The organism is Actinoalloteichus fjordicus (genome assembly GCF_001941625.1).
GTDB classification, from domain to species: domain Bacteria; phylum Actinomycetota; class Actinomycetes; order Mycobacteriales; family Pseudonocardiaceae; genus Actinoalloteichus_A; species Actinoalloteichus_A fjordicus.
Genome location: NZ_CP016076.1, coordinates 4,861,077 through 4,880,922 on the forward strand (window position 1 = coordinate 4,861,077; position 19,846 = coordinate 4,880,922).

9 protein-coding genes are annotated in these 19,846 nt (G+C 69.9%); 3 read left to right on the top strand and 6 right to left on the bottom strand.

From position 1 onward, the window contains the following. Positions 1-19: 19 nt before the first annotated feature. The 6 genes from UA74_RS20625 to drmD form a co-directional block, all read right to left on the bottom strand. On the bottom strand, positions 20-2,050 hold the full coding sequence (locus UA74_RS20625; protein ID WP_083683416.1) for an N-6 DNA methylase: 2,031 nt from the start codon (positions 2,048-2,050) through the stop codon (positions 20-22). Then, positions 2,047-2,823: a DISARM system phospholipase D-like protein DrmC gene (gene drmC, locus UA74_RS20630; protein ID WP_075741735.1), complete on the bottom strand. Its 777-nt coding sequence runs from the start codon at positions 2,821-2,823 to the stop codon at positions 2,047-2,049. The genes UA74_RS20625 and drmC overlap by 4 nt, the downstream gene beginning before the upstream one ends. Beyond that, positions 2,820-4,712, bottom strand: coding sequence for a DUF1998 domain-containing protein (gene drmB / locus UA74_RS20635; RefSeq protein WP_075741736.1), 1,893 nt, complete (start codon positions 4,710-4,712; stop codon positions 2,820-2,822). The genes drmC and drmB overlap by 4 nt, the downstream gene beginning before the upstream one ends. A 166-nt stretch (positions 4,713-4,878) precedes the next feature. Continuing rightward, positions 4,879-8,772, bottom strand: a complete 3,894-nt coding sequence (gene drmA / locus UA74_RS20640; protein ID WP_075765251.1) for a DISARM system helicase DrmA — start codon at positions 8,770-8,772, stop codon at positions 4,879-4,881. Continuing rightward, a complete protein-coding gene (locus UA74_RS20645; RefSeq protein WP_075765253.1) occupies positions 8,772-12,845 on the bottom strand; it encodes an Eco57I restriction-modification methylase domain-containing protein in 4,074 nt (1,357 codons plus the stop codon). The genes drmA and UA74_RS20645 overlap by 1 nt, the downstream gene beginning before the upstream one ends. Next, positions 12,842-15,988 (bottom strand): DISARM system SNF2-like helicase DrmD, encoded by a 3,147-nt coding sequence (gene drmD, locus UA74_RS20650; RefSeq protein WP_075765255.1) that lies wholly within the window; start codon positions 15,986-15,988, stop codon positions 12,842-12,844. Before drmD ends, UA74_RS20645 begins: the two co-directional genes overlap by 4 nt. 486 nt (positions 15,989-16,474) lie before the next feature. On the opposite strand from drmD, the gene UA74_RS20655 reads away from it, so the two are divergent. From UA74_RS20655 to UA74_RS20665, 3 genes are all read left to right on the top strand, one after another. Continuing rightward, positions 16,475-17,149, top strand: coding sequence for a hypothetical protein (locus UA74_RS20655; RefSeq protein ID WP_075765257.1), 675 nt, complete (start codon positions 16,475-16,477; stop codon positions 17,147-17,149). Positions 17,150-17,282: 133 nt separating this feature from the next. After that, positions 17,283-18,461, top strand: a complete 1,179-nt coding sequence (locus UA74_RS20660; RefSeq protein ID WP_157434339.1) for a pentapeptide repeat-containing protein — start codon at positions 17,283-17,285, stop codon at positions 18,459-18,461. Between the two features lie 370 nt (positions 18,462-18,831). Continuing rightward, positions 18,832-19,437 carry a DUF7711 family protein gene (locus UA74_RS20665; RefSeq protein ID WP_157434340.1) on the top strand — a complete coding sequence of 202 codons (606 nt, stop codon included), beginning with the start codon at positions 18,832-18,834 and terminating at the stop codon, positions 19,435-19,437. The last annotated feature ends 409 nt before the right edge of the window (positions 19,438-19,846 follow it).

Here is a 19,846-nt window from a genome sequence, read left to right on the forward strand (position 1 = left end):
TTCCTGTCGTCCGTGAGCCTCACCGGGCGGACCGGAGAGTGCCGTCGGCAAGTCCGGTGAACCCCCGTCGCACCAATGACTCGCCCAGCCTTGCAGTCTGACGCAAGGCATCCTCGAATGCCGTCATCCGATCGAATGCTTTTCCATACTGTTGCTGTTCCTGCAACGATATCCGGGGAATCGGCGTGCGCCGGACCTCCGGCCTGCTTCCCGTCGTCCCGGCCCGGCCTCCTACGGTGTTAGCAGCGAACCGCAGGTGGGCAGCGAGAAAACCCGGAACGATTCGATCCTGATTCGCCCGGAACAGCAGTAGTCGCGGGCCGAGAGCGGCTCCGGCCTCGACTGCCAGCCGAACGAGCGGTTCCCTGGGGATCATCGGGACGATCACGTCGCCGGGCTGGATGAGGACGGTGTCGCCCGTCTGTTCGCAGTGCCCCGACGGTGCCGTCCCCCTGTTGAGGTCGTCGAGAGTCAGGACGGGCAGGCTGCCTGTGTCGGTCGGCATTCTCGTCGGGGCTTGGAACATCGTGATCAGCCCCGATCTCACGAGCTCGCCGACCGTGGTCATCGCGCGCTCCGCGGTATCCGAGTGGACGTCGAGATCGGGAAGAGCATCGGTGAGTCGGCCGAGGGCGGCGCGCAACTCTGCGACCACCGGAGTGAAGCTCGCGGCGACGGCGGTGTCCGGTTCGACGGGCAGCCACCGGGTCGGGGTCAGATCCACCACGTCGTCGAGCAGGTCGATGATCCGGACGGCCCGACAGGACTCCGGCAGATCCGCCGCCGGATCTTCGGCGAAGGCCTGCCAGGCCTGTTCCGCGTCCTGGGACCGGCCGACCATCAGCACATGGGACGGCGTGGTCGACTCCGTCCCCTTCCGGAACACCCACAGGTCCGGTTCCGTGGCAGTTCCGTCGGCCGACATTCCGAGTTCGGCAGAGCTGATCACCGCGCGGAGCACTCCGGCGCGAAGCAGGTTTCCTCGAATCCGCCTGCCCGATCGACGATCCGCCACCGCGCCTGGCATGGCGGCGACCACGATCCCGGCTGAATCGACGTGTGCGAGGCAGTGCTGCACCCAGGCGAGCTCCGACTCACCTCGGGGAGGTTGACCGTACTCCCAGCGCAGATCGCCGACGAGTTCGTCGTATCCCCAGCTGCGTTCGTTGAACGGCGGGTTGACGACCACCGCGTCCGCCCGTCGGTCACCGTGGGCGTCGGCGCGAAGTGCGTCGCCGACGACGATGTCTGGTGCCGCGCCCCGCAGCAGAAGCCGGATGCGAGCGAGCGTCGCCACGACGTCGTCCGGCTCCTGACCGAGAATCTCACGCGCCCCACAGTCATACGCGGTGAGCAACAGGGTGCCGGTTCCGCAGGAGGGGTCCAGCACGGTGCCGCCGTCGATTCCGGCCACTCGGACCATCAGCTCTGCCAGTTCGGGACTGGTGTAGACGGCACGGCGGGCGTGCGCGTCGCGATGTCGTTCGTAGAGGAAGTCGAAGGCAGCGACATGGCCTTCGCTCTCGACCAGTTCGACGAGAGTCCGCAGCACATCCTCCTGCGGTCCCTGCCAGAGCGCTCGCACCGTCTCCGACAGCTCGGGTGCATCGGCCAACACCGCGTCGAGCAGACCGACTTCGTCCGTCGGTCGCCAGGTGTGACCGGCTCGTTGGTGAAAAACCAGGAAGGCACCGAGCGAGGCCACGAACGCCCCGAGCCGAAGATCGTCGGCGGCGCCGCGCACTCGAGGCCAGAGCTGTTCCCGCAACGGGACCTCGAAGTTCTTCCCGTGTCGTCTCAACCAGTTCTCGACGTCGGCCAGCGCGTACAACGGGCTCGCCGCGCTGCCGCCGACCGCATCGGGGAAGTCGTCGAACCGCCGTCGCCAGTTGCTCACCGCAGCCTTGCCCACCCCTGCCAGCCGGGCGATGTCGCCTGCGGCGACGGTGGCGGCCTCCGGCGGCGGGGCCCCCGCATCGCCGGGCCCGACAGCGGGTTCCGACGAGTCGCCCGCCGGATGTCGGCGCCTGGGCGAGATGTCCTCGGTCATGTGCTCACTCCGGTCTCCAACCGGGTCAAGACCCCGTTGGCCTGCAACTCGGCGATGTGCTCTGCGGCCCTTCTCGGCGGGGTGCCACCCCGGACGACTAAACCTGCTTCGATGTTCCCGGCCGCCCCGGAGTGGGTGAGGTTGGCACTGGAGAGCAGCAGTATCCGCCGATCGGCGATGACGATCTTGGCGTGCATCTTCGCCCGTCGATCTGGTCGCAGGCCGCTCGGCCAGTGCCAGAGTCGCGCGGTGGGCACGGCGGCGAAGGCCGCCGCAGGCTCGTCCCCGCCGAGGGCGCCGCCCGCCCCCCGCAGAGTCTCGACGACGACGGCGATCCGCACCCCGCGCCCGGCGGCTGCGGTCAACGCGGCGATCGCGGGCGGATAGGCCTTGGCCGAGTAGGTGACCAGCACGAGTTCGGCCTCCGCCTCGTCGATCACCTCGACGAGAGCCTGCGCGGTGGCCCGGACCGGGACGGAGTGCGTGGTGGGCCCGCTCCACACCGACTCGACTCGCATCAGATCAGCCTGCTGCACACAGCCTGCCGCCACGCCACGCAGATAGGCGGCGGCCTCGACGTCCGGCACCGCGTCGGCGGTCTGCGCGGCCAGCACCGCGCGGGCCGCCTCGGCGAAACCCGGCACCGGGACGAGCCCCGGCAACGCCGCCCGGGGGCCGCCCTCGCGAATTCCGGCCGCCAGCGACCGCAGCCGGACCGCGCCGAGTTCGCTCGCGGCGGCGGCCACGGCGCGTTCGAAGCGTTCGGCGGTCACGGCAGCTCGGTGAACAGCGCGAGCCTCGGATCGTCGATCGGCACGACGAAGCGGCGGTCGAGGAATCGATTGCCCCGCTCACACGTCGTCTCGGAGACGAACAGGCAGACGTGGCAGGCGGCGCCGTGCAGGAAGTCGGCCGGGGCGTGCGGCAGCCGCTCCGCGCACAACGGATCGGAGGAGCAGTGCACGGCCTCGGCCAGCGCCCGCCGGGTCAGCCGGACGAGCTGATCCGGCTCGGCCAGTGCGGACAGCCCGCCGAGGGTGCCCTCGGCGTCGGGGACGGCGGTGTAGATCAGGATGCCCGCACGCGGGTCGTCACCCCCCGAACTGGCGTAGATCCGTTCCGACAGGCTCGCCGAGTTGTACCCGCATTCCAGCGCGATCGTGCGGATCAGCAGGTGCGACAGCGTGTGCAGGGCGAGGTATCGCACGCCGGGCCAGTTCTGCATCCGGTCGAACGGTCCCGCGATCCGATCCGAGTAACGGTTCTCCCGGAACCGGCCGTAGGCCTCGCGATGCTCGGCGACCGCCGCCGAGCCGGCGACCCGCCGTTCCCAGTCGACGAGCGCCTCCTCGGGAACCCGCAGGAAGATCCCCTCCCCGCGCACCTCGCTGGCGGGCACCCAGGTGGGGTCGGAGCGGGACAGCGCAGCCCTGGTGACCAGATCTGGATCGTCCGGATCGGGCGCGTCGAGTCTGGTGAAGCCGATCAGCGCCCGCACCTCGCGCAGCCGCTCCGCCTGCACCACGTCGGAATAGCAGCCGCGCAGGGCCTGCGGCACGCCCGCCGGGTCGCGGCGCAGGGTGAAGTCGGTACTCGGTTCGGGGAGTTCGACGGCCGAGAACGCCTCCCACTCCGGGGTGCGGAGATCGGGGTAGCCGTCGTCGTCGTCCACCTCGGTCTCAGCGGTCCGGTGCCGTTCGATCGCGGCCCAGAGGACGTCGTCGGAGTAGCTCACGAACTCGGCGAGCGACGGCGCGACCTCGCGGGTGAAACCCAGCATCGCCTTGCCGGGGATCTTCTCCAGGACGACCCAGTTCCGATCGACCTTCTCGTCCAGCTCGCCTCGGGCCGCGCCGGGCGGGATGTGGAGCGCCGAGAGGGTCTGGGCGAACCACTGATTGGAGGCGCCGACCACCAGCAGCTTGTGCCGTCGATCGCAGCCTGCGGTGAAGGTCCCCAGATGCGGGTTCCGCCCCCGGCAGGCGGGCAGGAGCTGTTCGCCCCGCTCGCCCTGTGCCTCCCGGATGTTGCGACGAGCCCGACACACCTGGCAGATGATCTGCACGTCCGCCCCGAGGTTACCGCCGCGATCCTGCATCTGAAGTCGGGGATGGGTGGCCTTGGGGCACGGTCCGCCGCGATGGACGAAGAGCGTGTACGGAAACTCGTCGAGGTGACCGTTGGTGCAGGACAACACAAAGCGGGCGGCCACCGCGAGCGGTTTGCGGCCCGACTTCTTGACACCGCAGTCCCGGTGGAAGAACCGGGCGTCCTGGGGCCTGCGGACCGCGTTGTTCTCGAAGCCGAAGGCGGAGCCGCCGTGGATCGACGCAAGCTCGTCACAGGCGGTGCAGCGCAGCCAGCTGGGAAACGGTGCGGTGGGTACGCCGACCGTGGAGGCGAACCCACCGGGGTCGCTGTTGTCCTCCGCCAGCCACGGCGCAGGCCGCAGCCGCTCCACCCCGCGCAACAGTGTCGAGACGGCCCGCAGCAGCCGAGGCTCGGTGATGTCGTCGGCGACCACCTGCCGGTGGTCCCAGTCGTCGAGGCCGCTGACGAGCACGGAGAAGTTGGGCAGGTCGACCAGTGAGCCGACACCGCTGGTGAACATCAGGTGGCTCGGTCGCACCGATCCCACCCGCGGCCGATACGACTGACTCATCCGGTCACCTTCTCCAGTGGGGGCGGGTATCGGAGCGGGCTCGGCGCTGCGGCCGATCTGATTGTCACGAGAGATGCGGGCGCGAAGGGCGTCTCGGCTTGCGGGTCGCCATCGGCTCGGCTCGACGCGGTGTCGACAGTGGACACGGTGCTGCTCGTCGGCGCCGTCATCGGTCGCCGCCTCGGCCTGCGGACTCCGCGCCCGTGGCGAAGCCGGATCCGCTGTCTGCGCCGTCCAGGTCATCGGGGTCCTCGCCGCCTGCCTGCGTCGGGGCGAAAGACCAGGCGGGCTCCTCCAAGGACTGGCGGAAGAGCCGGTCCTCCCTGGGCAGCAGCAGGTTGATCTCGTGCTCCGTCTCGCGCATGGACATGCCGACGGTGCGATCGGTCCACCGCCCGTTGCCCGGCCGTTCCAACAGGCCGACCAGGTTCTGGGTGCGGTCCTTCTTCTCCTCATAGGCCAGCCGCGCGGCGCCGGTGGTGTGCCGGGCCCACTCGTCCTTGAGTCGCCGGATGCGTTCGGCCAGATAGTCGCGGGCGCGCTCGCCGCCGATCGCCTCCGCCCGCCGCAGCAGCCGCTCGTCGATCCGACGCACCGCCTCGCCGCCCAGGGCGACGTCGTGGGCGTCGACGTTGCGGGAGTGGGCGTCCACGGCGTGTCGGACGGCCGCCACGTACATCGCGGCCGTGGAACGGTCCAGCGATCGACGCGCGTACGGCGTGACCGAGAGCGCCTCCACCTGCCGATAGAAGGTCGCGTGGTAGTGCTCGAAGTCCTCGAAATGGGCCAGGTCGCGGGGCCGGGACCAGTTGTAGAGGGTGACGACCAGGCCTGGGCGATCGGCGGAGCGGCCGACTCGGGAGGAGGCCTGGATGTACTCGGCGGTGTTCTTCGGCTGGCCGGTCATCACCATCAGCCCGAATCGGGAGACGTCGACGCCGACCTGAAGCATCGAGGTCGCCAGCACCGCGTCCACCGGCATCCGCCCCTGCCGCGCCCGCTCCGCCGCCCGCTCGGCCAGCGGATGTCCCGGCTTCCTGCCCGATCGGGAGGCGTCGCGGGCCTTGGCCGCCGCCTTGTTGTCCTTGCCGACGGCGTCGTGCCTGCTCGAGGTGTCGATCTCGGGGTCGAAGCCCAGCTCCAGTCGCTTAAGGACCTCGCTGATGTCGCCGGAGGAGATGCGCGAGGTCAGCTCCTGAACGGTCAGCAGCCGTGCGTTGCGCAGCACCCGGTCGGACAGGCCCTTGAGCCTGCCGTTGCGCTTGACCCTGGTGGCGACGTCGTCGTCCAGGTAGCGCCGCATCCCGGCGAGTTCGCGGGTGGCGTTGAAGTAGCCGACGAGGGTGAGGTACGGATCGGCGGCTTCGCCGTGTCGGTCCAGGAGGGTCTGCGCGGCGATCAGGAGGATCTCGGCCAGCCGGATCTCGGCGGACTTGAACCGGGTGCCGTGCGCGCACACGCCGAGGTAGCGCCTGCCCGGCGTCTGCGGTGTCACGGGCACCTGCCGGGAGAAGAACGTGTCGGCGACGTCGACCACCTGGGGCGGGAACACCTCGAGGCGCCTGCCGAACACCCCCAGCACCTGCTGGCGGGCCCGCTTGGTGGTGGCGGTGGAGGCGACGATCTTGGGGCCGGTGTCGCGATCGAGGGCGGGCTGCCAGGTGCACAGCTCGTCGACGGCCGCCTCGAAGACGCCGACGGTGGTGCCCAGTGCGCCGGAGATCAGGTGCAGCTCGTCCTGAATGATCAGGTCCGGCGGCCGAAGCCTGCCGACGACCGTGGTGGCTGCGGCGGGCAGCGGGCCCTTGGCGTTGTGTCGATCGGCGCACTGCGTCTTGGCGTCCATGTCGGGGTGCCGGAAGCCGTGCCGGGGACACCAGCGGGTGGTGCGGCCGAACAGCAGTCCGGCGAAGCCGCGCCAGGGCAGTTGCGCGAGCTTGTCGACGGTGGCGATGACCAGGCTGGGCGTGTACCGGTAGATCTCCTCGTCCACGGTGTGGATCGGCAGCCCCTCGGCGCACCGGCGCTCGGAGAACGGGCAGGCGTCCGGCCCTTCGCCCTCCGGGCAGAACAACAGCACCCGCCGATCCGCCGCCCGGGAGCGCAGATCTCGTTGTGGTCGCAGTGTCGCTCCGCACCACGGGCAGCTCAGCGTCTGCAAGACGTTGGTGCGTGTGCCGTCGCCGTTGTCCCGTGCCTCGCCGATCTGCTTGTCGGCGTCCTCGAACCAGTTCGGCGACACGCCGCTGCCCACCCAGAGACCGATGCGAAACCGCTCCCGACCCCAGACGGTCTCGTCTTCGGTCCGCAGCACCTCGGCGGCGCAGACCAGCGCGGCGGCGCGTTGGAACTGCTGCGCGGTCAACAGCCGGAGCGTGTAGCGCATCAACACGGCGACGCCGCCCGCGCCGCTGCGGGTCTGGTCGCCGTCGCCGAGGATGCCCTGGAGGCGGCGGATCGCGAAGGTGTAGGCGGTCAGGCCGAGATAGGCCTCGGTCTTGCCGCCGCCGGTGGGGAAGAACAGCAGGTCGACAGTCGCGGTGTCGTCGGCGGCCCGTTCCGGGTGCAGCGGGTCGGTGATCGCAGGCAGATTCAGCAGCACGAAGGCCAGTTGGAACGGCCGCCAGGATGCGGCGGCGGCACCACGATCGCGCACGGCGTCGGCGGCCTGCGCGGCGGAGAGCCCGTGCTCCTCGCGGAGCGCGGCGGCGGTGGTGTTGCGGCGCTGGAGGGCCATGGCCCGGTTGGCGAACCGGAAGGCCCGCAGGGCGGTGTCATGGCCGGGGCTCGCCGAGTCGGCCAGCAGCGCGATGCCTGACCGCAGCCGCTCGGCGGCGCGGCGGGCGGTGTGCAGGGCATGTTCGGCGATCGGCCGCAGCGACTCGGGTACCAGCGTCGGGTCGGCGGCCTCGGCGTCCCGACCGTCGAGCCACGCGGCGTATCCCTCGACCAGCGGGGACAACCCGGCCGCCAGCTCCGCAGGCTCGGCGACGGCGAGGGCGTCCATGGCCAGCATCGCTTCGGCGAGCGGGGTGCCCGCGCCGACGGGAGCGACGGTGGCGGGCACGTCGTGGACGGGCAGCCAGGTGGTGGCCAGCCGGTGGGCGTGCCTGCTGTCCTCGCGGCGCTCGGCGTGCACGGCCACGTTGCGGCCCGCGGCGTAGCGGCGTTCGTTGCGGTAGAGCAGCCGCAGGTGCAGTTCCTCCACGTCGTCGTGGTCGCGGCCCTCGCGGTCGTCGAGCGGATCGTCGATCGGCAGGAAGACCTCGGCGGCGCCGTCGGCGGCGGTGACCTCGAGTGCGGTCTGGAACAGCCAGGCGGTGTCGCGTTGGCTGGCGGGCTCCGGCTGGGCGTTGATCAGCGTCAGTTCGACGATCCGATGACCGGCGCGCTCACGGACGTCGACGGCCAGCAGCACCCCCGCCTCGGGGGTGCCTGCCAGCACCAGCCGGGTGGTGCGCCCGCCGTCCAGCCGGATCTCGGGTTGGTGTCGGGCGGGCTCCCTGGTCCAGGCCCGGCGCTTCCGGCCGTCCTCGGCCTCCACCTCCGCAGGCCGGTAGGCGCCCCAGCAGGCGGTGACGGCCAGGACGTCAACGTCGAGCGGCACCGCGAAGGACAGCCCCATCGAGGAGGCCCAGATCCGGCCGAGGTTCTGGGGGGTCGACACCTCGGGCAGCTCGCCGTCACCGCCGTCGTTGATGCCCGCCTCGGTGTCCGGCAGCTCGCTCGCGGCGGCGGCCACCGACCGAGGCAGGCGCGTCGGGCCGAGCATCCCGACCAGATACCGCTCCCGGGGCCCCGCCGCGCCGGGCCGGAACTGCTCCGTCTCGCCCTCCCACGGGCCGAGCAGGTCGTCCCGCACGATCCGCTCCAGCTCGTCCCGCACCTCATAGGAGGTGGCCGGGATGAACTGTTGGGGGATGTCCAGCGGGTGGATCGGCGATTCGGCCTGGTGATCTGCGTCGGGGGTGTTCGCGGTCCCGCCCGCTTGTGCCGCACCGCCGGGCAGCCGGAGCTGCTCGCCGTTCGGATCGGAGAACAAGCCGTCCTGGTCGGGCATCAGAACAGCCCCTCTTCCTGCGGCGGTGCCTGCTTCTTCGCCTTGGCCGTCTGCTTCTGCTTGGCCGACTTCTTGTCGTGCAACCCTTCGGCGACTTCCTGGGCGTACCGCTCGTGATTCAGCTCCAGCAACCGATCCAGGATCTCCCGCTGCGCGGCCGGGCCGATGGTGTAGCGGGTGTCCTTGCCCGCCGGGTGGAAGCCGTGGTCGAGCTGATCGAGCAGGTCGTCCCAGCCGTACGCGCGGACGGTGGCCTCGTCGATGGCCCGGTGGATGCGTCGCAGCTCTGTCAGGTCGTCGTCGACGTAGTCGGCGCTGAAGACCTGGTTGTACAGCTTGGTGAGCCCGAGCTGCCTGCCGAGCATGACCTCCCGCCGGAAGGTGTCGAGGCGGTCGCCGAGGTCACGCATTTCTTGCGTGAGGGTGGGAAAGGGGAAAGTCTCGAAGACGTCGGATGGCGTGTAACGAACCCCAGCGCCAACCCCTAGAGTCGATGCCCGCGCCAACACCCACCAATAATGGGGCGCACAGCTCAGGAGACTCAGCAGGGCCGCATCATCAGTGGCGAACACCTCGAGTGCATGCGAGAAGACCTGCCCTGTCTTCACCATTACCGGCATAACAGTATTACTTACCAGCGCAATGAGAATAACTCGATCGAGCCCCGCAATCGCGTCCTGCATTGCAAACTGCTTCTCGGCAAACTGCCACCACTTGACCCGATAAACATTTCGATTGCTTTTTTCGCGCTCAGGCCTAACCTCGGAATTCACCTTCTCGAAACATTCCGAGTACTCTCTAGCGCGAGCCTGATCCCAGTCATGGAAATTGATCACCCAGCGACTCGCCGATAGATCCGACCGAGAGTTTATGTCCTTGCCATTAAGGTAAGGGAATAGGATATCGAGATTCCGACGGTCTCCATCAATCAACTTTCCCACGCGGTCAACATCCAGCGTGAATCCAAGACCCAGCACGACTGCGCCTTGAAACGCCAACCCGGAATTTGCGACCAGTCTCTTCGGGTTTCCCATCGCCCGAGATTCAGCGAGAAGTGACGATGTAACGCCCTGAACCAGGGCGCCATCAAGAACCCTTTCAGCAGCCCCCGAAAGATTCTGGAAGCTGGCCCACACCGCACAGTACTCCAACGCCGCAGATCTCGATGGCCACCGCGCACTCTTGACGGCACGGCGTATCATTGCTCCGCCCTCAATCAGTTGATCTAGTCCAACCTCTCGCGTATCGCCTTGCGCCAGAGTGCTGGTAGCGACAAGTCCAAATTGACCAGCAGGACCGGACAAATCACCAAAGCGCAGCACGAAGAATGCAACCAGGTCGGCGTTTCCTTTCCTTTCTTTCGCGATAAACAAAGTTAGGTACTCTCGATAGGAGGAGCCAGTTGCACCACTAACCTTCTTCCCACCCAAAAACGGCGGATTCCCCACCACCGCGTCGAACCCGCCCCCCTCGAACACCTCCGGAAACACCAGCGGCCAGTGAATCGGCTCGCGATCAAACGACCCCGGAACCTGATCCGTCGCCAGCCAGTCGGTTCGCTGCTGCTCGGCCTTCTCCAGCGCGCCCGGCTCCCCCGCCGCGACGCCCGCCGCCAGCTGGGCCGCCGCCACCGAGGCGGCGGCCACTGCCCGGTCGCCCTTGCCCGCCCGCGACAGCGCGGCACCCACCGTCAGATCCGCGAACAGCCGGACCTGCTCGGTCCGCCGGGCGGCCTCGGCCAGTAAACGCCGCTTCTCCGCCAGCGCGGCGAGCGGATCCGAGCCGAGTTCGATCTCGGTGAGTCGGCGCCGGGCCGCCGCGATCTCGGCGACCAGTTCCCGCACGCCCGCCGTCCAGCCGAAGACGTCGTCCTCGTGGATCTCCCGGCCCTTCTCCGGGTCCAGGTGCAGGTATTCCAGCTGGTCCAGGCTGGTGATGCCGAGCAGCGAATCGCCCGCCACCAGCCGGTCGTCGAGGAAGGTGAACGGCCGGGTGGCGTCCATCGAGACCAGCCACAGCGACAGCTTGGCCATCTCCACGGCCATCTCGTTGATGTCCGCCCCGTAGAGACAGTGCTCGATGACCAGCCGCCGGGCCGTGATGCGCACCGGGTCGGAGTCCGGGTCGGTGACGTGGTCCTCGGCGCGGTAGTCCCGCACCAGTTCGTGGCCCTCGCGCGTCCAGGCCTCCACCAGTCGGTCGCCGAGGTAGCGGGCGGCGGCGACCAGGAAGGCCGCCGAGCCCATCGCGATGTCGGCGACCCGCAGGCGCAGCAGCTCCGCGCTGGTCTTGGGCTGCCAGGTGCTCTCGTCGGCGGTCTGCAAGGGCCCGTGGGTGTAGACCAACGGCTGCAACGCGCCCTCCACGACCTCCTCGGCGAGGAACCGCGGGGTGTAGTGGGTGCCGGTGTTCTTGCGCAGCGAGGACTCGGTGACGAACAGCGCGCCGGGCAGGATCACCGTCGGCAGGCCCCGCAGGTCGGGCCGGATCAGCTCGGCGAAAGGCAGCAGCCGCTCGGCGAGTTCGTGATCCTTGCCGTTCACCGCGAGTAGCCGCTTGCGTTGTTCCTCTCGCGCCACCCCGGTCACGGGCGCCAGCTTCTTCGCCAGCGCCGCCGCCGAGCCGATCTTGGAGGCCTTGAACAGCTCGGCGAGCATGGCTGCCAAGGCAGGCACGTCCTCGCTCTGGGCGGCCAGCTCCTCCAGATCGGTGAGGGCGACCTCCTCCTCCATGCCCTCCTTGCCGATCAGGCCGATGACGACCTCGTCGGCGCGCAGGCCCTCGAAGGACAGCAGGCCCTCGTAGACGTAGCCGATCTGCTCGACGTCGAGCGAGCGGAAGCTGACCGAGCGGGTCTCGGCCTTGCGCCCGCGTCCGATCGTCACCTCCTGCACCGCCGAGAGCATGTGCAGCACGGTGCGGTCGTCGATGCGCCTCGGCAGGGTGGCGTAACCCGCCGGGTCGAAGATCGAGCCGTCGTGGGCGTGCATCGTCAGCCGGGGGTGCTCCACCCCGGAGTAGACGGCTTCGAACAACGCGAGCAGCCGATGCCAGGCCGCATAGCCGTGCTCCAGGACGTTCTCGCCGCTGTCCCTGGCCCGCTCGGCCAGTTCGGCCCGCAGGCCCCCGGCCGAGTACGACTTCATGTACAGGTCGTTGTCGGCGGGCAGCAGGCCGCGCTCCTCGGCGAAGAGCAGGAACACGATCCGCATCATCACCATCACCGAGGCCCGATAGACCTCCTGCGCCGAGCGCGGCTCGACCTCGCCGGTCCGGCGTTCCTCCAGCTCGGCACGGCCGACGGCGGCCACCAGCAGTTCCACGGCCTGGCGGACCTGGACGCCGAGCCGGTCGGTGATGTCCTCCTGGTTGTCCTTGCTCCGCACCAGCAGGGGGATCAGCTGCTCGCCGTCGGGGACGCCGAAGAACCGGCGTCGACACAGCAGCGAGCGGAAGGCCCGCACCACCTGGCGCTCGGCGGCCTCCGCCCAGGGCACGGCGTCGAAGACGGCGGTGCCGGTGGCCCCACCGCGCGGCGCCCACACCAGCGCCCACCAGCGGCCGTCGGTGACCAGGCCCAGTTCGACGCCGTGCTTGCGGCACAGCGTCGACACCCGGTCCACCGGCGTCGCGGCCCACGGCGAGCCCGCGATCCGCGAGGTCGGCACCTGGCCGGGCGCGCATCGCAGCCCGATCAGCCGCACCTGCTCGCCGCGCGGCTCGGCACCGGGTTCGGCGAGCACGAAGTCGGGGGTCAGGGTCGTGTCGTGCTCGCCGACCTCCATCCGCAGCGCGTCGAGTTCCTCGGTGTGCAGGGCGTCGCCCCAGCCGAGCAGGTCCCGCAGTACGTAGTCGATCCAGTCCCCGGCGCCCGACGCGCCGTCGGCCTGCCAGCGTGTGTGCCGCTGCCGCAGGACGGGGAGCTCGGTCTTGTCCAGGGCGTCCAGGGTCGGCCAGGTGTCGATGAGCACCGGCAGGCTCAGGAAGGGGCCGTTGACCTCGACGAGGCTGAGCCAGTCGCGGTGCTGGGCGGCGCCGTCGACGGGGCGAGGGCCGCGGAATCGGGTGTTCATCGGGTGGCCTCTCGCTTGGGCACGACGAAGACGACGGCGACGGGGAACAGCTGCGGACGGGGGTCACGGTAGCGCTGTGCGACGAGTGCGAGCTCCCGGTCGCGCTCGTCGGTGAGCCGCTGCAGGCGGTCCTCTCCCGCCTGTCGGTCGCGCCGATACTGGGCCAGCTCGTCGGGGCTCTTGATGTCGGCTTCGCTGAACAAGGTGCCGTCCTCGGGTTCATCCTCGGCGGACAGCGCCTTACGCAGGGAGTGGGCGAACTGATCGAGGTTGGTGACGATCCGCCGCTGCTCGGCCTCCCGCCGTTCGCCCAGGATGCGTTCCAGCGACTCGCGTCGGGTCGCGGCGCGGGCATCCACCGAGGCCAGCAGCGCGTCCCGTGCCTTGGCATCCCACCGAAGCCGTAGTCGGTCCTCCACCACCCCGGAGGCCCGCCGCCCGCCGTCGAGCGCGGTGCTCAGGTGGTTGCGCAGCCTGCTGAGGCTCTCGACGCGGCGGAACCGGCCGCCTGCGGGCAGCCAACCGCCCGCGAACAGCACCTCCTCGTGCAGCCGGACGCCGTCGCCGCCGACCAGGACGAATCGGGAGTACGCACCGACCAGCACCTCCTCCATCGCGGGGTCGTCGCTCACCACGGCGGTGACCCGACTCAGCCCGATGTCCTCATTGGACACTGCGGCCCGCAGCAGTTCGGTGGACATCGACACCAGCGGATGATTCAGATGGGCGAGCACCACGTCGTCGCGGCCCTTGGCCACCGCCTGGTCGAAGGTGATCGGCAGCTGCCGGGGTTCACTGTCCGGTTTAGGGAACCGCTCGGTCAGTCCGGCGGTCGCGCGCGACCACGACCCGCCGAGCACCGGCACCTCGAACAGGCCGTCGGCGTGGTGCAGCTCGTCGCGAACGGGCCGAAGCGGGCGCTCGCGGGACAGTTCCAGCGCGGTGTCCACCACGCGACGCACCGAGGCCGGAGTGATGCCCATCGACTCGACGGTGGCGTCCAGGTTCGACCGCAGCCGGGCGATCTGCTCCCCGAGGTCGGTCTCCGTCGCCGAGAGTCGCTCCTGACCTCGGGCGGTGCCCTCCCCGGCGTGATCGACGTCGATCACGACGTGCCTGCCCAGCATCTTGTTCTGGACGGCGTCGGCGAGTACGGCGTTGACCGTCCCGAGGTCGGCCTGCATCGCCGAGACCTTGGTCGCCACCCTGGACAGGAACTCCAGGTCCGCCTCGAAGGCGTCGACCTCCCGGCCGAAGCCGGTGCCGACGAAGTGCCGGACGTCGGGGGTCTCGGTCTGCCCGTATCGGTCGATGCGCCCGATCCGCTGTTCCAGTTTGTTCGGGTTGAACGGGATGTCGTAGTTGACCAGCCGGTGACAGTGTCGATGCAGGTCGATCCCTTCGCTGGCCGCGTCGGTGGCCAGCAGGATGCGCACCGGGTACTCCGTGGGCGCCTTCTGGAACGCCTCGCGCAGCCGCTCGCGGTCGGCGGTGGCCATCCCGCCGTGCAGCAGTTCCAGGCGGTCATCGCCCAGGCCCTCCTGCCGCAGCAGTGCCGCCAGCCAGAGCTGGGTGTCGCGGTACTCGGTGAACACCACGACCCGCTCGTTCGTCCAGTGCTCGTCCGGACGGCAGACCGACCGCAGGTAGTTGACGAGCTCGCGGGCCTTGGCATCGGGGCTGGCCTCGTGTTCCCGCGCCCAGCGGTGCATCCGCTCCAGCAGGTCTGTCTCCTGCGTACTCGGGTCGGGCTGGAGCGGGCGAGTCCGGTCCAGGATGTCGTCCTCGGCCTGGGCGAGCTGCTCGTCGTCGTAGGCGTCGATCGAGTCCTCATAGTCGTCCAGCCACTCCGGCTCGTCGAGGTCGAGGTCGACGTCGACGGGCGCCGATCGGGAGCGCAGGGTGTTCAGGTAGACGCCGACGGTGTGGGCGAAGGCGGACGGGCTGGAGAAGAGCCGCTTCTTCAGCAGCAGGGTCACCAGGTCGGTGGCGCGCTTCCCCCGCCGAGTGACCAGCTTCTTCTTCCGCAGCGTGGCGAACTCGACGAGCAGCGCGTGAATCTCCCGCTCGTCGTCCGGGTAGTGCACCGGGATCGCCCCGGTATGCCGCTCCGGGAATCGCGGAGTCCCGTCGGGATTGCGGATCTGCCGCTTGAGCCTGCGGATGACCGTGTCCTTCACCGCGGCCCGGTCCGGCTCGAACCCTCGAAGAAAGCGCTGGTCGTCCAGGATCTCCAACAACGCGGTGAACGAGGCCTGATACCCGTTGTGCGGGGTGGCCGACAGGAACAGCCGGTGGGTGAAGTGCGGGGCGAGCCGCCGGATCAGCTTCGTCTGCTGCGAGTCCACGGCGTAGACCTGTTTGGGCGCGGCCGGGGCGACGTGGTGCGCCTCGTCCAGGATCAGCAGGTCGAAGGTCCTCGGGTAGGTGGGGCCGTCCGGCGGCAGGATCTCGTCGAGCAGCCGCTGTGCCTTGGCGGTGCGCAGCCAGGGCAGGCTGACGATCGCCTTGGGGAAGACCTCGAAGGGGTTGGCCGAGGAGCCGTAGGTGCGGCGGACCTCGGCACAGCGTTCCGAGTCGATGATGGTGAAGTCGAGACCGAACTTGGCGGCCATCTCGTCCTGCCATTTCAGCGTCAGCCCCGCCGGGCAGACGATGAGGACGCGGTGTCCTCGGTGTCGCAACAGGAGTTCCTGAACGACCAGCCCGGCCTCGACCGTCTTGCCGAGGCCGACGTCGTCGGCGAGCAGCAGGTTCACCCTCGGCGCCCCGATGGCCCTGGCGACCGGCTCCAGCTGGTAGTCCTCGATCGCCACCCCGGACCGGAAGGGCGCCTGGAGGGTCTTGACCTCCGCCGAGGTGATCGCCGACCAGCGCACGGCGTCGAGGAAGGCGGCCAGTCGTCCGGGTTCGTCGAAGCCGTGCCGGGCGACCTCGGGCAAGACCCCGCTGGGCAGGGTGCGGCGGCCGGGCTCGATCTCCCAGATCACCTCGAGCGTGTCGCCGAAGCGGCCGTCCTCCACGCTCTGCAAGGTCGTCAGCGTGTGTCGTCCGCCGGGCTCGATCGCGCTGACCACCCATTTCTGGCCTCGCACCGACACCAGCGCGTTGAGGACCGGCTGGTCCGTCGTCGAACTCGACACCGCGAGCTCCCCCTTCTCCGTGTTCCCCGGTTGTGCGTTGTTCCGTGGTGCGTGATTCCCCGGTGTGCATCGTCGGCTACGGGCGGTTCATCACGTTGTTCGGGGCTACGCAACCGGACCGTAAGCAACGACGGGAACGGTATCACTTCCGGGATCGTAGTTGTGTACCCGGTTCACATGTGTTTTGATGCTCGCAGTGCCTGGCGAGTATGTGAACCAGCTCCCAGGTCATGGGGATTCACTCGCTTGGCGTGGCTCGGGGGCCGCCGCTCGGTACGGCCCCCGAGCCGGGGCCTCGTGCACTTCATGTTGACCCGGCAATCGGCCGCGCCGTCGGCAACGACGGACGAACCGCCTGCCCTCTGCTGCCTGCCAAGACACCGACGCGAGCGCAGCCGCCGTGCTCGTTGAAACATCCCGGCCCGCCGTCGACGGTCCCCGTTCCGATATCCGTGCGACGGCCCCACCTCCACCGAAAGGCCCACCATGACCTCCCGCCGTCCCCGACTCCTCGGCGCGCTCGCCGTCGCCGCTCTCCTCGCCGGCTGTGCCGCCGAAGACCGCGCAGCCGACGTCGCCGCCGCACACTCCGCCAACCTGGTGGCGCCGACGACGACCGGCACCACCGCCGCACCGACGTCAGACACGGAGGAGGACGACCGGTCCGCCGAGGACGACTCCTCCTCGGAACTCACGGTCTCCGAACGGGGCCTGGGCGTGAAAGAGATCGGCGAAGCAGCAGGTTTCGGCGAGCCGGACCGACTCAAGGCGACCTTCACCGTCGACGCGATCACCGTCGACGCGATCACCGTCGACGCAGGCTGCACCGACGAGTGGGCGACCGCTGCGGAACACGGCCGCTTCGTCATCCTGGACATGACGATCGCCACGACGGCGGAGTTGACCGCCTCCGACTACTGGGCGATCAGCACGCATGACTTCGGGGTCATCAGCCCGGACGGCGTCGCGGCGCCCAGCCCGAGCACGGTCGCGGCGTACAGCTGCCTGACCTCTGCCGAGCAGTTCCCCAGCGGCCCGCTGCTCCCCGACACCCAGTACCACGGCCGCATCGCGCTCGACACCGCCCATGAGTCCGGGATCATCACCTATCGCCCGGCGGGTCTGATCGTCGGAAACGGCGGCTGGGAATGGGAGTTCTGACGACCGTGCACCATGATCGGACGCCGTCGCCTGCCACACCGGCGCCACCGTCTGCTCGCTGCTCGCCCGCGGGGACGGATGACGGCGGCGCTGATCCCATCGATCAGTGCACTGGGTCGGGAACAATGACGTGGTGACATCGGAAGCCGCCCCGCGTCGACGACCTCGGACCCGGCCGTCGCCGAAACACCCAGCTGAGACCCACCTACGCCCGCTGCGCTGGTGGGTGGTGGCCTGCTGTGCCGCGCTGGTGCTGGCGGCCGGGTTCGGGCTGGGCGGCTGGGGCTGGCAGCGAGCGGCACAGTTGACCGGCAATGATCGGGTCGCCGCGCAGAACGAGGCCGTCCGCACCGGACTCACGGCGGCGGGCGGTGTCGGGGCGGCGCTGGCCCTGCTGCTGGCGTTCCGGCGGCAACGCGCCACCGAGGCGGCGGCCGAGGAGACGCGCTACGACGCCGCCGAGCGCCGGGTCACCGAGTTGCAGCTCAAGGCCGTCGAACAGCTGGGGTCGGACCAGGCGCCGGTCCGGCTGGGCGGGCTGCATGCGCTCGACCGGCTCGGCGACGGCAGTCCCGAACACCGCCAGACCGTCATCGACCTGCTGTGTGCCTACCTTCGGATGCCGTTCCTCGAACCGGGCCTGCTGCCGCCGGACCCCACCGCCGAACAGATCGCCGAGGATCAGGAACGGGCGCAGGAGCGCGTGGTCCGGCTCACCGCCCAGCGGCTGCTGGCGGATCGGCTTCGCGGGCGCGACCGTTCAAACGCCGCGGGGCCAGCAAATCCTCGGCACTGGCCGGGAGAGTTCGACATCGACCTCAGTCGGGCGAACCTGATCAATCTGGACTTCGAAGGCTGCGTCTTCGGCCGGGCGAACTTCTCCACGGCCCGGTTCCTCGGGCAGGCCCGATTCGGCCGGGCCGTCTTCACCGGCGATGCCTGGTTCACCAAGGCCGAGTTCACCAGCGATGCGGCTTTTCCCGATGTCGTGTTCGCCGGCTTCGCTTCCTTCGACACGGCATCCTTCCGTGGCGACACTCAGTTCGTCCGAACGCGATTCACCGGCAGTGCGGGGTTCGCAGGCGCCTCGTTCCACAAACCTGTCTCGTTCCTGAGCCCGACATTTCAGGGTGCGGCCTCGTTCTCCAGCACCGTGTTTCCCACACACGAAGAAGTCAGCAGGTCGTTCCCCAGGACGGTGCAGCCCGTCGAACCGGTCGAGTTCCTCGACGCCTCGGTGCGGCTCGACGGACGGAGGCACGCCGTCTGGTTGGAAGACGTACCCGACGAGTCCCCTGACAGGGGCCGATGAACGGGGCGGGATCTGGGGAACGCTGCTCGTCGCGGAGAAACCGAGCGACGCAGGCTCCACGATCACCAGGCAGGCCGACGGGGACGGGGAGTCGAAACCCTGATCAGGCGCTCGTTCAGCCACCGAGAATGCTGACGCACACCTGCGCCGACACCGGCACCGACGGGCGACCACCACGCCGGAGGCCGGGGAGTTCGGGTGACCACCGCGCAGTCGGACCCCCGCCACGACACACTCACACAGGCGCCAGGCACGCCTCTTCCGATCGAGGCCTGCGGCATCAGCACCGACCCCCGATCCGCCGCCGCCGACCCCGGCCGACCCCGACGACGGTGCCGCCCCGCCACCCCCGTCCGGCAGGATGGCCCCGGTGAAGTGGACCCGTGCCGTCTGGCATCTCGAGAGCCTCGCCCAGAGCTGCGCCGACATGGCGACGCGCCCCGCGTCGATCTTCCCGCTGCGGGTCGAGCAGCTGTGGGTGTTCGGGGAGGTCCTCGGCGCGGAGCGGGATCTCGACGACGTCTCCGTCGCGCTGGCGGTCGACCTGCCCGTCGAGGCGGTGCCGTGGCTGGACGAGCCGTCCGGTTCCCAGCACTGGGGCGGGGCCGTGCGGCTGCCCAAGAGCCCGATCGTGGCGCGCTGGCGCTCGGTGCACGCCCCGGTGTGGAATCACCGCATCGACCGGCCCGCGCTGCTCTGGGACTCCGCGAACGGAATCGCCGAGGAGACCCTGGCCGCGCTGCGCGAGGGGCGGGGCGAGTCGGTGCGTACGGCGGCGGAGTCCGCCGAGGCGGTGCGCGCCCGGCTCGACGCGGAGCTGGCGCTGAGTCTGCGCGCCCTGCGGGATCGGAGCGAGGCCTATGCGGATCGGCGGTGGAAGCCGGGAAAGCTCGAACCGGTCTCCGACGCGTTGTGGCGGGTGGGCGCCGGGTATCTCGACGTGCTCGACGCGGTGCGGGCCGCCGACGGGCGTTGATCGCACGGTCGCGGAACCGCCGCAGCCGGGAGGAGCGTCGATCGCCTTGATTAGAGTGCGAAACGTCGATCGCACGAGCCGGTGAGGCGGTGATTCTGGTGACCATCGGCGGAATCGGTCTCGGCACCGCACCACCGCCGCGCTCGGCGAGATCGGGACGACCGGCGGAGTCTCCCCCGGCCTGCCCCCTGCGCCCCGCAGTCGATCACCTCGAGGCAGGACGGCGGGCGACGGGTCGGCGGCAGCCCGGTCGCCGCGACGCAGGGTCTCGGCGCGGCGAGTGCGGCTCGCCGGGTTCCGACGCACTCGGCAGGGTTGTGCCGCCCCGAACCGACCCGCCTGCCGGCACGAGGACCGCGCGCAGGCACGTCCCGCGCCCGGCGGACCGCCTCGCCACCACCGCACCGCC

Bases quoted from the DNA above. Each gene is read 5' to 3' on its own strand.
- UA74_RS20655 (WP_075765257.1), top strand. From the start codon at position 16,475: ATGACCTCCCGCCGTCCCCGACTCCTCGGCGCGCTCGCCGTCGCCGCT.
- drmA (WP_075765251.1), bottom strand. From the start codon at position 8,772: ATGCCCGACCAGGACGGCTTGTTCTCCGATCCGAACGGCGAGCAGCTC.
- UA74_RS20625 (WP_083683416.1), bottom strand. From the start codon at position 2,050: ATGACCGAGGACATCTCGCCCAGGCGCCGACATCCGGCGGGCGACTCG.
- drmB (WP_075741736.1), bottom strand. From the start codon at position 4,712: ATGAGTCAGTCGTATCGGCCGCGGGTGGGATCGGTGCGACCGAGCCAC.
- UA74_RS20645 (WP_075765253.1), bottom strand. From the start codon at position 12,845: ATGAACACCCGATTCCGCGGCCCTCGCCCCGTCGACGGCGCCGCCCAG.